The following is a 12,578-nucleotide window of genomic DNA, read 5'->3' on the forward strand; positions in this document are numbered from 1 at the left end:
AACTCTACTTTGCTTGTTGCTCCTCATCTTGCTTGAGCAATGCTTTGGTGTTTGCTGGTAAGTCGCGGTTTGCGGTGTAGTTTGCTCCTATCCATGTGTTGTTTCCGATTTTGACGCCTGGCATGAACAGGGCGTTGATGCCTGTTTTGACGTTATCGCCTAGGATGGCGCCGAGTTTTCGTCGTCCCGTATCCACGACTTGGTCTTTGATTTTCATCTTGACGTGCCCGTCGTCAAAGCGCAGGTTAGCAGTTAGGGTGCCTGCTGCCAAGTTGCAGTTCTCGCCAATGATGCTATCGCCAATGTAGGAGAGGTGTCCGACGTGGGTGTTGTTCATGATTATGGTGTTTTTGACTTCGCAGGCGTTTCCAACGCGGGCGTTTTTGCCTACGCTGGTGCAGGCTCGCAGGTAACAGTTTGGGCCAACATCGGCGCCTTCGTCTATGAAGCAGTGACCTTCGATGTATGCGCCAGAGCGTACCCGCGCGGTCTTTGCTACGGTTACTGCGCCGATTAGGTGTGCGCCGTCTTCCACTGTTCCCAAGACCTCGGGTTGCATGCGCCGTAGCGTCCAAGCGTTAGCGTCGAGCAAATCCCATGGTCTGCCAATATCAAACCAGTCCTCCCGCGGTATCTGCGCCGACACCACTCGCTTGCCTTCATCAGCCAGAAACGTTACGGCGTCGGTGAGTTCCCATTCTCCGCGGACTGAACGCTTAACCTTGCGCAGCGCATCAAAAACCTCTTGGGAAAACACGTACAACCCCGCATTTGCCAAGTTCGAGGGGGCATCTTGCCTGTTGGGTTTTTCCACAATTCCCGCTACGGTGCCGTCGGGTTTGGGTTTGATTATGCCGTAGCTCTCAGGGTTTTCTACGGGAACAACAGCCATTGCTGCGTCGGCGCCTTCACGGTATGCATCTAAAAGCTGCTTGACTGCCTGCTCCGAGAACAGTAAATCCCCATAAACCAAAACGAAGTCGTCTTTTACGTAGGGTTCGGCTATGCTTGCAGCGTTTCCTGTGCCTAGCATCTCTGTTTGATTTGCGTATTCGATTTGCATGCCCCGCTGGGAGCCGTCCCCAAAGTACGCGCGTATGGCTTCTCCCATGTAGTGCGTGATGATAAGGGCTTGTTTTACGCCGTTAGCTTTCAACGCATCCAAGCAGTGCTCTAAGATGGGTTTGCCGCCCAACGGAATCAAATGCTTCGGGCGCGTTGCTGTTAAGGGCAGTAGCCTAGTGCCTTCGCCTGCTGCAAGTAAAACCGCTTTCACGCCGATGCTTCCTCCAACTCATCTTGTAAGGTCTTTATGCCTTTTTGCATTATAGTTTTTGCTGCCTGCATTGTTTGTCCTTCGACGGTTATTCGGATTAGCGGTTCGGTGCCTGAAGCCCGAATAAGCAGCCAACCATCCTCCAACGCCAAACGCACGCCATCAACTGTGGATAAATCCTTAAACGCTGGAAAAGCTTCTGGCAGGGCTTTTTCTAACGCGCCAATAACTCGCTGTTTTTGCTTGTTCTCACAAACAACGTTCTCCCTCAACGTCACATACTCAGGAACCTCGCCGACGAACTCTCCTAAGGTCTTGCCCTCCTCTTCTAGCGCCTTTAGCAGCAGCATCGCCGAAAGCGGACCATCAGGACACCAATGCACATCTGGGTGCACCCACGCTCCACATGGTTCCCCGCCAAAAACTGCGCCGCAACGCGCCATTTCCTCCGACAAGTAAACATCGCCAACTCGTGTGCGCACAACTTTGCCGCCGTGCTTCTCAGCCATGGTTTCCACGCACATTGACGCTTCCACGTTAGTGACCACTGTGCCTTTGCCGTTGTTGCGTTTGAGGGCGTAAGCGCAGTATGCTGCCAAGACTTGGTCAAAATCGCAGAACTCGCCTGTTTCGTCCACAAAGGCTACGCGGTCTCCGTCTCCGTCGAATGCTACTCCAACATCAGCGTTTAGCGCCTTGACTGTTTGGGAGAGGTTTTGCAGGGATTTGGCGTTGGGTTCAGAGGTTCGGGCGGGGAAGTACCCGTCGGGTTGCGCGTTTAGGGCGGTGGTTTTGCAGCCTGCCGTGTTGAGCATTTTAGGCGCTACGTGGTAGGTGGCTCCGCAGCCTGGGTCTACGACGACTTTCCAGGGTTTGGATAGTTTGACGGTTTCTTTTAGCATATCCCAGTACTGGTGTGTGGCGTCTTTGCGGACTGCTTTGCCTATATCTTCCCAGCTTGCGCGGGTGTAGCTGTTTTGGGCGATGGTTTCTTCAACTGCGTTTTGTTGCTCATCTGTGAACGAGAGCGTGTTTGCGTTGAAGACTTTGATGCCGTTGTACTGCGGCGGATTATGTGACGCCGTAAGCATAAAGCCCGCGTCTGCGCCTAACGCTTTGGTTATGTAAGCTACCGCTGGAGTAGGAACCACACCGACTAATGAGACATCTGTACCCGCGGCAAGCAACCCCGAAACCAACGCGTTCTCAATCATGGCACCTGAAACCCTTGTGTCACAACCAACAACTGCCCTACGCGCCTTCACCTGCGTAGCGACCGCCAAACCCACCTTACACGCTAACTGCGGCGTCAAAAACTCGTTAACCTTTCCGCGTACCCCTGAACTTCCAAACAGTTTTCCCAACTTAACTTTCTCCAAATCAAGTGTACTCTGCCTTGTTAAACGCCAGTGGGCTTAAAAGATTTAGCTATGGAAACTATAGCTCACGCGGTTTGGCGGTTTCCAAAAACTCCAAGACTTTTTCCCTGCTTGGATGCACTCCTTTAGGGCTTAAGAGGTAACAGGCTGAAACCGCGTTTGCCAACAGCAACCGCATCTGGTCTGAGACCCCGTTGTAGTCGCCTATTATGTTGCCTGCATCCCACGCATCACCCGCGCCCGTTGCCCTTTGCGGCGTAACCTCAAACGCTGGCACAACAACTTCCCTGTCAGGGTAGACCGTGGCGGCAAATCGTGTCGTGTGCAAATCAATTCTTGCGCTTAACTGCTCTGCTAAAACCCGCGCCGCCTCCAAAGCTAAAATGTCGAGTTTTTCTTTTCCCTGCCGCGTTGCGATGTCGGGACTGAGCATGGCGCCGTAGCATAAGGCTTCGTTCTCGTTTAGGCTCAAGATGTCTGCAAGGTCAGTTTTTAGGACCTGCTCTAGCAGCTGGGGCATCTGCACCTTGTTAGCGGTGGGGTCAGCTGTGGCGTAGTACGTTTTGCAGCCGCTGTTTTTTGCGGTTTTGAAGACATTTTGGGCAAGCGCTGTTCCGTGTTTTCGAGTTCCCGCCCAGTTAAACAAGCACACGTAATCCGAGTTCCTAATTAGTTGGTGGTCGGCTTCGGTGAGGTCGCCTGGTCCAAAATCCTCTAGCGAACCCACGTCCCTGAGCATAACGTTTGCTTTGTCCTCCTCTCCTGCGAATTCTAGGGCGGTGGTGATGGAGGCTTTATCTTTGGTTTTGATGTGGGAGGTGTCGATGTCGTAGGCTTGCAGGTGGCGGCGTATTTGTTCTAAGCCCCGATGGTTTGTGCAGACAATTGGGGTGACGTTGGCTTCTAGAGCGACTAAGGCTGCGGCGACGTTGATGGCGTTTCCGCCGTACAGGTCGGTTTGGCTGATTTGGTCTATGCTCCCGCCTTTGCGCTGCGCAATTCCCTCTATAACCGCGGCGAATTCTCCTACGTTGCAGTCTAAAGTTACTATGCGGTCTAAGAAAAAGTCAGGTAAAACCGTTACTTTCGGCGTTTTTTGGGGGTTTTGCAGGAAATCTGCAAGTTTTTTTAGTTGCGCATTCACACGTTATGCCTTCTTCTGTCTTTATCAGCCAAAAAACTAAAATAACCTTTCTTCTACTGCTGAGAAGGACGAATTAAGAATTCGGGGAACTTACGTGTTAAAGTTCAAAATTGAAATAGCATTGCTGCTGATTTCGATAGCTTTGTTCGCTGTCAGCACTCTTTGCTACTCCTACGCAACAAGCGCCAACGCAGCAACCTTTGCGTTCAGCAACTCCCACCCCTACCGAGTGTACGCAATACCCTTCGTAAGCTTTGGATCAGTACTCATGGCAGCCGCCACGCTATCATACTCCAAACGAAGCAAAAACATGGTCTAACCCCAAAACGGGCAACTCAACAACCTGTTTTGCAACTCTTTTTTTATCCTAGAACATGCGTGATAAATATCCAAATTAAATCGCCAAACACCAAAGCAAGCAGCAAACCCGCCGTAACAAAAATAAGCATAGGCAAACCCGGTGTTGCCCAAACACGCGACTTAATCCTCCCCGCCTGCGCCGCGTCCGATAAACGTTTCACAATTGCCTCGCGCGCTTCATCATCGGGCATAACAACTAAACTGCGTTTCTCCACATCACCTTTTGTGTTGATGTCTTCTAAGGGGTAAACGTGCCATTTCGCTTCTAAGGTGGATACTAGAACTTTTTGTCCCGTAACCAAAACCAGCAGCTTCTTGAAGACTGATTCCTCTTTTAGGGTGCCCTCGAACATGGGCGTTTTTTCTGTGTGGTTTGCTATGTTGCGCAGTAGCATGTAGATTCCGCTTGCCGCCGCGATGAGCACCGAATTGCTAAGTATGGCTATGGGGAATACGGTTTGGGCGAGGGGAGATACTCCTTGGGGTATAAGGGGTGTTAGCAGCGTTTGGGGATAAAATGGCAGGGCTAGGGCGATGCACATGAACGCTTTCGAATCCGCGCCTCCAAAACTGCCCGAGTAAAACAGTGTCACGGCGATTCCAACAGTTACCGCGGCGCTAAGCCCAAACCACAGCAACCTTGATGGGTCATACAAAACCAGCTCAGGCAAAACCAACGCCGCCGCCAACGGAGCATACACAACCCACACGCGGTCACTCACCATACGCTCCTTATAATCACTCCAAGAAGCATACAGCAAAAACACCACTGAAACCGCTACCCGCGCCGCCGCAAAGACTTCCTGCATTCTCAAAGCGCCCCAAAAAGAGCAAAACGCGGTCGCATATTAACTGCGTGTACCCCCAATCAAGATTTACGCTATTGCTTAGGATGGGCTTTTGTGGTGTGCCTGTTTAGGTTAGTCCGCGTAGGAAGGGGTTGACTCTTTTTTCTTGGCTTATGGTGGTGGTTGGTCCATGTCCGGGGTAGACTTCGTAGTAGTCGGAGAGGGTTGCTAGTTTTTTTAGGGATTCTTGCATGGCGGTTTGGGAGCTTCCGGGGAAGTCGGTGCGTCCGATGGAGCCTGCAAATAAGGTGTCGCCTGTGAAGACTTCGGTTTCTGCTAAAAACACAACGCCGCCTGGGCTGTGTCCGGGGGAATCTACAACTTTCAAGGTTACTTCGCCAACACTTATCGAGTCGCCATTATGTAGCAGGACATCTGCGGGGGGTGAGACCTGTTTGAACCCAAAGTACCGTGCGGTTTCTTTGCCTGATTCTCCGAGCATGTACGCGTCGGCTTGGTGGATGCAGATGGGCACATGGTATTTGTCTTTGACTAAACCGTTTCCGCAGGTATGGTCAGGATGCCCATGCGTGTTAACGATGTACTTTAGCTTCAACGCCCTGCTCTCAATGAAGTCAAAAACTTCCTTGGCTTCTGTTTGACCGCAAAACCCAGGGTCAATAACTGCTGCTTCTTTAGTATCCTTGCAGTAAACCACGTAACAGTTAGTTGAAAGCACGCCAACCATAAACATCTTGGTCCTTAGCATGAAATCTTCATCCCCTCAATTCTATAGCTACAGAGCCCAATTACCTATATAAATTCAAGCAGCCCGCTGGGCGTGGGTGTTGGGAAAGCTTATGTGTTTGGGTGGGTATTGGTTTTTGATGGTTATGCTTGTTGTTGGAGTTTGTGGCAGCCCACGCCAGCAAGCTACAGAGCATGTTTTAAAAGAGGCGTTGGGTCTGCTTGAAGAAAAAGGGTTCACGACAAAGTTTTGGTCTGTTCGCGGGAAACGTTTAGGTTTTTGTTTGCACTGCGATTTTTGCCTAAAAAACAAGGTCTGCGTCCTCAAAGACGATATGCAAGAACTCTACGCGCTGCTCAAAGAAGCCGACGGCATAATCTTTGCAACCCCCGTCTACAACGGAGCAGTCAGCGCCCAAACCAAAGCAGTCATGGACAGGTGCCGCGCCGCCGTCGCCAGCGACAAAGACTTCTTCAAACACAAAACAGGCATGGGCATAGCCCTAGGCGGCGACCGAATGGGCGGACAAGAAGCAGCCCTAACACAGATTCACACGTTTTACATTCTTAACGCCATGGTGCCCGTTAGCGGAGGCTTTTTTGGCGCAAACCTAGGCGCTACGTTTTGGACAAAAGACACTTTAGAAGGCGTGAAAGAGGACACTGAAGGATTTAGGAGCTTGAAAAAAACCGTGAAAAAATTTGCCAAACACTTAGATGAGTACAAGGGTGCTGTGGGAGTGAAACAGCCATGAGTACCGATAAAGGTGAAGTTAAGAAACGCAAAGTTGCGTGGGGAATTTCGGGTGCAGGTGACCGTATTGAGGAGTACGTTGAAGTCATGAAGGCTTTGCAGCGCCAGTACGCGGACACGTTAGATATTCATGTGTTTGTTTCCAAAGCAGGCGAGATGGTCTTGAAATTCTACAAACTCGAAACCACCATCAAAGAAGCCTTCCCCAAATTCATGGTTGAACTCAACGCAAACTCGCCCTTCCTAGCAGCTTGGCTTCAAATGAACAAATACGAATTCTTACTCATTGCGCCTGCCTCTTCAAACACCGTAGCCAAAATAGCCAACTGCATCGGAGATACCATGCTCACCAACGCGGCAAGCATGAGCCTAAAAGCGTTTGTTCCCGTCTACGTTGTCCCCGTGGATTACGAAGAAAAAACCCTCATCACCAAGTTGCCAAACGGCAAGGACATGAAGCTGCGTGTGCGAAAAGAAGACGCCCAGCAAGTACGCAAACTCGAGCAAATGGAGGACGTGCACGTGTTAGCTGACCCCCACCAAATTCCCGACGCCTTCAAAAAACACTTTGGTCAAAAGCCCGCCTAAAAGATTGACCCCAGCAGCCCCAACGTTATCCCCAGAGTCAACGGAAACGGCAATCCCGGAAACATCCCGTGCCTCTCAAGCATCCAAAACGTCAAATAACTCCCCACAACAATTCCCGCCACCGACAATGCGCAGGGAATCCAGCCAAACCGTATCAGCATAGAACCCGCCAGCAACGAATAAAAAACCAAATCCCCCAAGCCCATCTGGATGTCTTTGAATGCAAAGCTTACTCCCTTAATCTGCTCAAGCCCCGATGACGCGATTTTTCCTATGGGACCATAGTAGACGGCTAAGGTGTCGTAGATTGATAGGACTCCTAACAGCAGCAGAACAGTTGAGATGCTAAGGAATGCGCCAAAAAACGCTCCCAACGCGCCGCCCAACACAACAATTACAAAGTCGCTTGTTTTGCCGCCTAACCTAAAAACCGCCAAATCCCCCAAAACCGCAACCACTACAGCAACCACCGCCCCAACCACCGTGCTATACTGCGCGCCAGCCAGCACCGACACCGTGTAGATAAAACCCAAAAGCAAAAACGCCAACGTCACCGCAACCCCCATAAGCAAATTCAAAACGTTACGGCTGCGATATTTTATTAGCAAATACACGCCACTTGCCCCAACAGCCATCAACGCAAACAGGTAGACCGCGTTAAGGTATGGACCTGCGGGGGTGTTTTGGGGGATGGGTGTAACTGGAACCGCGACGGCTTGCGAGGAAGGGTTTTGCAGTAGCAGAGCGCAAAAAATGGTGATAATCAGGCTTGCCAGTATGGGCGTTAGGTACACGAGTTGGGCTTGAAACTCTTTTGGTTCGGGTTTTGCCACGTTGTTTTCCTTGCTTGCTGTTTTGCTCTATGGTGGCAGTTATCGCAAAAGAAGGTTTGCTAAAAAAGGCTGCGGCGCTGTTTAGAGACCAAATCCTGCTAAACCGCCTGTAAGCAGCAAACTGGATATGACGTAGCCAAGTATGGCGCCTGGGCAAAGGAAGGGGAGTCCTGCTTGGGGTTTGCCTTTTATGACAAAAACCATGAGCCCTGCAAAGCCGATGAGCGTGCCTATCATGATGGATAAGCCAATGAGAAAACCGTTCATGCCTCCGATTGTGTAGTATGCTGCAACAGCCAAGATGCCTGGGAATACGGTGTCGCCTACGCCAAGGAAGAATGCCTCACGTTCTTCGCCTGAGTCAATTTTCTCTTTCAGGTTCTTCTCTTCGTTAATTAAAGAGTAGCCGCGTTTTTTGGGGATAACAAAGAGGATGGGCAGCTTCAAATCCACCAGCACATCAGCCAAGTCAATCATGTGCTTTGTCTTGTACACTGATATAGCATCGTATGTCGCCATCACAATTAGCAACGCCACAACAATAAGAACCGTCAACGAAATCCCAAGCATAGCCACCGCGCCAACAGCTGTCATAACACCAGTAATATCCAGTATGTACCATTCAGGGTACTTTATGAGCAAATACGTTAAAACTGCCATAGCCGCTACAGCCACGCCCAACGAGATTTCCCAAGGCAAAATAATCGACAACAACGGGTACAATACGTAAACGCCAAGCAAACCCGTGGAACCCAAAAATATGCCCTGAATAACATGTTTCTTACCGTACTTGGCAATAACCAAAATAAACGCAGTGAAAACAACCAAAACCACAAAGAAAAACACCAAGTTCCCCCAATCCCCAGGGTTCTCAAAAGCGCCCACACCTGCCGCCTCAAACGGACCTGTAACCACAAACGCCAGCAAATCCACAACAACAAACAACGCGCCCATAACAAACATGGGCATAGTATCGGCAGCTTTCATTTTCGGTGTCCCTTTTTTCCTCCTTAACAAAAGCGGATACCTATTTATGCCTATTTCCTATTCTCAAAACATGCCCGCCAAACAAGCATCACCAACCAAATCTTTTGGTGCCCGCCTGCTGCTTTACTGGGGTTGTGGTTTTTAGATTTTGTATTTGTTTCCTGTTTTGGGTGCGACGGCTTTTAGTCCGAGTTCGGTTTTTGCCCATTTGGCGAGTAATTCGCAGTTGCCTTCTGCGCCGTGGACTACGTAGATTTTGGGGTTGCCTTTGATGTTTTGTAGGGTTTGTTTGAGTTGGGTTGCGCCGCTGTGGCTTGAGAAGTCGAAGTGGCGGACTTTGGCTTTTATTTTACGGACTTTGCCTTCGATGGTGCAGATGCCTTTTTCAAGCAGTTGCTTGCCTGGGGTGCCTGGGATTTGGTAGCTGACTAGGAAAACGGCGTTGGCTGCCTTTTTGCCGATTTTGGATATGTAAAACATGGAGGGGCCTCCTTTGAGCATGCCTGCGGGTGAGATGATTACGCTGGGGGTTTTGATTGCTTTGCGCCGGTCTCGCCAGCCTTCTATCCACCGTACGGAACGCATGGTGTCTGTGAACAGTTTAGGGTCACGCAAAAACTCTTTGCCATTTAGCATAACCCTGCTGGCTTCTCTTGCCATGCCATCAAGTATGACTGGGTATTCAAAGCGGTTTCCGAAAAGAACGCTGACGATTTCTTGCGAACGCCCCACGCCAAACGCTGGCACCAAAACCGTCCCGCCCCTCTCCACAACTTCAGTGCAGGCGGCAACGAAGCTTTTTTCGATGTCGGCTCTGGGGGTGTGGTCTTCGTTGGCGTAGGTGCTCTCTATGATTACTGCGTCTAGGTCGCCGTAGTTGGTGTCTGCGCCCTCTAAGAGTTTGCTGTCTTCGGTGTTGAAGTCGCCCGTGTAGAGCAAGCGTTTTCCTTCGCCTTCTACGATTACTGAGGCGCTCCCGGGGGTGTGTCCAGCGTTTAGCAGCTGCAGGGTCATGTTACCTACTTTTTCTACAGCTCCGTAATCTAAGTGCTTGTTGCTGCGACTCATCGTCCTAAGTTCAATGTACTCGAAGGGCAAATAGTATCCTGACAGGTGGATGAAGTCTTGAATCAACAGTTGCGAAAGCTCCAAGTTTAGCCTGTTCGTGTACAACGGCTTCTTCCCATCAATATAGAACATGGGAATCGCGCCTGAATGATCCAAGTGGCTGTGCGTCAAAACTATGGCGTCTACTTCTTTGGGTGGCACATGCATAGGAAAACCCGGTTGACGGTCCATCATCACGCCGTAGTCAAGCAGAAACTGGGTTTTACGGCTCTTAACCGATATTCCTATTCTCCCAACTTCCCGAGCTCCGCCTAAAAACTTTATCTGCACCGTAGAATCAACCCTGTCTTAAGTTGTCGGATTAAACCATGAAGAAGGCTTTTAAAAAAGGTATTGACTTCACGTTAAAGACGCGTGAACCCTGCCTTTTTTGATGGCAGAGAGGATATCGTCCACGTTTAGGTCGGCTTGGATTTCAGTGTAGACCGTGTAGAGTTCGTGGGGCTGGTGTGCGTCGCTTCCTCCTGTGCCTGGCAGCTTCATACGCTTAGCAAGTTCGTGCGCCTGCTTGTTCGCAAAGGAGGGCGAGCCGCCGTTAATGACCTCTATCGCGTCTACATTGCTGGTTTTCGTGTAATCTGCTAAGCCGTATTCGCGGTAAGGATGCGCCGCCACCGAAACATATCCGTTATCCCTGGCAAAGCCCACGACGTTTTCTACTGACCACGGTTTAGGCGGCAACTGCTCCGTACCCAAAACCAACACGTCCCCCAACGGAGTGCTAATTTCTACCCCTGGCAAAATCAAAATGTCGGGGTATGGCGCGGCGAGTTTTCGGACGGTGTCTATGCCTTTTACGCTGTCATGGTCGGTTACGGCGGCAACTTTGATGGATGGATGTGCTACGAGTTTTTCCACTAAGGTTTTAGGTGAAATCTGCGAATCATCCGAAAAGGTGGTGTGTATGTGTAAATCGGCTCGAATCACATTTACCCGCTCAACTGTCTATGCAAAACCATCTCTAAATAGGATAAAAACTCTTTGCTTGACATGCCCTTACGGCTCAATGCTTCAAAGCCTACGCCTCTCTTAGCGCAGACCGCTTTGCATTTACTCTTCACTATAGAGCCCCACATGTCCGCGTCCTCAACCAAAACCACTGACTTATAGCTGTACAGTTTCACGTACTCTGCGACTTGACGCGCCACGTACTCCACGGTCTCAGTTTCCAAGGGCAGTGCGGTTTCATGCTGCGAAAGCGGGTAAACCTCAGTTAGCTCTAGTGGCGTAACCCCAAACGGAGCCGCATAGAAACAAACATGCACTTTTTCGTAGTCTTCTTCGAGGCGCTGAGCCGAGCGGCGGGCTTCTTTGTATTCTTCGCTTTTGTGGAACGGCTTGATTCGGGTCTGGGGCAGTAGTAGCAGTAACTGGGTTTTTGGTGGGGGCGTGTAGCGGGCGTGGAGGCGTTTGCGGTAATGGGTAACTTCGGGTCGCGAGAGACCAATGGAGTCAAAGAAGAACAGTCCGCTGGGTTTAACCGTTGGGCTATGTTCTTCAATGAAGTCCTCATAGTTCTTGACTTTCTTAAGCGCCGTGAGCAATGCAGGGTGGGCGTGAGCGCGCATCTCCACATGCTCCCAGAGCCTACCTTCCTTGATGGCTTGCTTGATGCGTTTAAGCTCCGCAACGCAAACGTGCAAGTTATGCTCGGCTAAGAAGACCTCTTTTTCCTTCTTGGGCATGTTCCAGACTTCTTTGGGCGTGGCGGTTGCGCATTTGGGGCACTGACACGGGAAATAATCCATCTCGTTAAGACGCCAAGTGCCGTTTTCGGTCATGTAACGGTTCTCACGAGCATACAACGCGTACGCGGCGGAATCAAACAAATCACAACCCATCGCAACAGCCAATGCGAGCATATGCGGGTGTCCAGCGCCAAACAGGTGCAGGGGACGCTCTAAGGGCATGTTCATCTTGGCGGTTAGTATCATGTCAACAAGCACGTCATAGCGATACGATTCCATAACTTCGGTGGGGCTGCCCAATGCGTGAATTGGAAACGGCAACTTGCCCATGTCAACTGCGGATTTCGCGACCAAATCAAGATGTTTGCCGCCTTGTATAGGTCCAACCCACAAGGTGTCGTCGCGTTTTTTAAGTTTGAAGAAATCTTTAGCACGCCTAAGCGTCTCGGCGACGGTTTGCTGGGCTTTTTCTTTAGGAACATGCCACCCCGTGGGAATGTCAAGTATGGTTGCTATGTCGCTTCCTATGCCCTCTTGGTACTCGACGATTTGAGCTTGATTAACCTCCACGTTCCCATACACTAGGATTTGGTATGCGCCAGAGTCGGTCATGATTGCACCGTCAAAATCCAAAAACCCGTGCAGCCCCTCTTTTACGGGTTGGTCTTGGAAGCGTTTTCTTAGGATGTACGCGTTGGTTATGACGGCTTCAAACCCAAATTCCTCTTTGAGTCGACGCGGAGAAACCAACTGGACACTCGGGTTAATAACTGGAAACAACAACGGCGTCTCAACAGTGCCGCTCTTCGTCTTCAACTTGCCAATTCGCCCAAGCAAATCCTTATCCTTAACTTCAAAGCTCATAACAACCAACTAAGAACAAACAACATAAAAAAGCAACTATAA

Annotated in this window: 13 protein-coding genes; 3 read left to right on the top strand and 10 right to left on the bottom strand. The window is 50.3% G+C overall.

The window, feature by feature from the left end:
- Window positions 1-4: 4 nt before the first annotated feature.
- From NWF04_10540 to NWF04_10550, 3 genes are read right to left on the bottom strand one after another with little or no spacing between them, the layout of a single operon-like run.
- Window positions 5-1,276, bottom strand: coding sequence for a sugar phosphate nucleotidyltransferase (locus NWF04_10540; protein MCW4007008.1), 1,272 nt, complete (start codon window positions 1,274-1,276; stop codon window positions 5-7).
- On the bottom strand, window positions 1,273-2,655 hold the full coding sequence (gene glmM, locus NWF04_10545) for a phosphoglucosamine mutase (GenBank protein ID MCW4007009.1): 1,383 nt from the start codon (window positions 2,653-2,655) through the stop codon (window positions 1,273-1,275). Before glmM ends, NWF04_10540 begins: the two co-directional genes overlap by 4 nt.
- A gap of 58 nt (window positions 2,656-2,713) precedes the next feature.
- Window positions 2,714-3,799, bottom strand: a complete 1,086-nt coding sequence (locus tag NWF04_10550; protein ID MCW4007010.1) for a carbohydrate kinase family protein — start codon at window positions 3,797-3,799, stop codon at window positions 2,714-2,716.
- A 94-nt stretch (window positions 3,800-3,893) separates the two neighbouring features.
- Here NWF04_10550 and NWF04_10555 point away from each other — a divergent pair, with 94 nt between their 5' ends.
- Window positions 3,894-4,118: a hypothetical protein gene (locus NWF04_10555; protein ID MCW4007011.1), complete on the top strand. Its 225-nt coding sequence runs from the start codon at window positions 3,894-3,896 to the stop codon at window positions 4,116-4,118.
- Window positions 4,119-4,161: 43 nt separating this feature from the next.
- On the opposite strand, the gene NWF04_10560 is transcribed toward NWF04_10555, so the two are convergent.
- Together NWF04_10560 and NWF04_10565 are read right to left on the bottom strand one after the other, a co-directional pair.
- Window positions 4,162-4,968 (bottom strand): prepilin peptidase, encoded by an 807-nt coding sequence (locus tag NWF04_10560; protein MCW4007012.1) that lies wholly within the window; start codon window positions 4,966-4,968, stop codon window positions 4,162-4,164.
- 106 nt (window positions 4,969-5,074) lie between these two features.
- Window positions 5,075-5,716: an MBL fold metallo-hydrolase gene (locus NWF04_10565; GenBank protein MCW4007013.1), complete on the bottom strand. Its 642-nt coding sequence runs from the start codon at window positions 5,714-5,716 to the stop codon at window positions 5,075-5,077.
- 118 nt (window positions 5,717-5,834) lie between these two features.
- Between NWF04_10565 and NWF04_10570 the strand changes: the two genes are divergently transcribed.
- Window positions 5,835-6,449, top strand: coding sequence for a flavodoxin family protein (locus tag NWF04_10570; GenBank protein MCW4007014.1), 615 nt, complete (start codon window positions 5,835-5,837; stop codon window positions 6,447-6,449).
- Window positions 6,446-7,036: an archaeoflavoprotein AfpA gene (gene afpA, locus NWF04_10575; GenBank protein ID MCW4007015.1), complete on the top strand. Its 591-nt coding sequence runs from the start codon at window positions 6,446-6,448 to the stop codon at window positions 7,034-7,036. The genes NWF04_10570 and afpA overlap by 4 nt, the downstream gene beginning before the upstream one ends.
- Here the strand turns inward: afpA and NWF04_10580 are convergent.
- From NWF04_10580 to tgtA, 5 genes are all read right to left on the bottom strand, one after another.
- The gene (locus NWF04_10580) at window positions 7,033-7,869 is read right to left on the bottom strand and encodes a hypothetical protein (protein ID MCW4007016.1); all 837 of its coding nucleotides are present in this window, start codon (window positions 7,867-7,869) and stop codon (window positions 7,033-7,035) included. The genes afpA and NWF04_10580 overlap by 4 nt on opposite strands.
- Window positions 7,870-7,950: 81 nt before the next feature.
- Window positions 7,951-8,856, bottom strand: a complete 906-nt coding sequence (locus NWF04_10585; protein MCW4007017.1) for a presenilin family intramembrane aspartyl protease — start codon at window positions 8,854-8,856, stop codon at window positions 7,951-7,953.
- 141 nt (window positions 8,857-8,997) lie between these two features.
- A complete protein-coding gene (locus NWF04_10590) occupies window positions 8,998-10,254 on the bottom strand; it encodes an MBL fold metallo-hydrolase (GenBank protein MCW4007018.1) in 1,257 nt (418 codons plus the stop codon).
- Window positions 10,255-10,323: 69 nt separating this feature from the next.
- Window positions 10,324-10,911, bottom strand: a complete 588-nt coding sequence (locus NWF04_10595; GenBank protein ID MCW4007019.1) for a CehA/McbA family metallohydrolase — start codon at window positions 10,909-10,911, stop codon at window positions 10,324-10,326.
- A 2-nt stretch (window positions 10,912-10,913) separates the two neighbouring features.
- The gene (gene tgtA, locus NWF04_10600) at window positions 10,914-12,536 is read right to left on the bottom strand and encodes a tRNA guanosine(15) transglycosylase TgtA (GenBank protein ID MCW4007020.1); all 1,623 of its coding nucleotides are present in this window, start codon (window positions 12,534-12,536) and stop codon (window positions 10,914-10,916) included.
- Window positions 12,537-12,578 lie beyond the last annotated feature (42 nt).

Source organism: Candidatus Bathyarchaeota archaeon, from assembly GCA_026014465.1.
In the GTDB taxonomy this organism is placed as follows: Archaea; Thermoproteota; Bathyarchaeia; order Bathyarchaeales; family Bathycorpusculaceae; genus JADGNF01.

What these genes read in the sequence shown, in the direction of transcription:
- tgtA (MCW4007020.1), bottom strand. Translation starts at nt 12,536, where the DNA reads ATGAGCTTTGAAGTTAAGGATAAGGATTTGCTTGGGCGAATTGGCAAG.
- NWF04_10570 (MCW4007014.1), top strand. Translation starts at nt 5,835, where the DNA reads ATGGTTATGCTTGTTGTTGGAGTTTGTGGCAGCCCACGCCAGCAAGCT.
- NWF04_10585 (MCW4007017.1), bottom strand. Translation starts at nt 8,856, where the DNA reads ATGAAAGCTGCCGATACTATGCCCATGTTTGTTATGGGCGCGTTGTTT.
- afpA (MCW4007015.1), top strand. Translation starts at nt 6,446, where the DNA reads ATGAGTACCGATAAAGGTGAAGTTAAGAAACGCAAAGTTGCGTGGGGA.
- NWF04_10565 (MCW4007013.1), bottom strand. Translation starts at nt 5,716, where the DNA reads ATGCTAAGGACCAAGATGTTTATGGTTGGCGTGCTTTCAACTAACTGT.
- NWF04_10560 (MCW4007012.1), bottom strand. Translation starts at nt 4,968, where the DNA reads ATGCAGGAAGTCTTTGCGGCGGCGCGGGTAGCGGTTTCAGTGGTGTTT.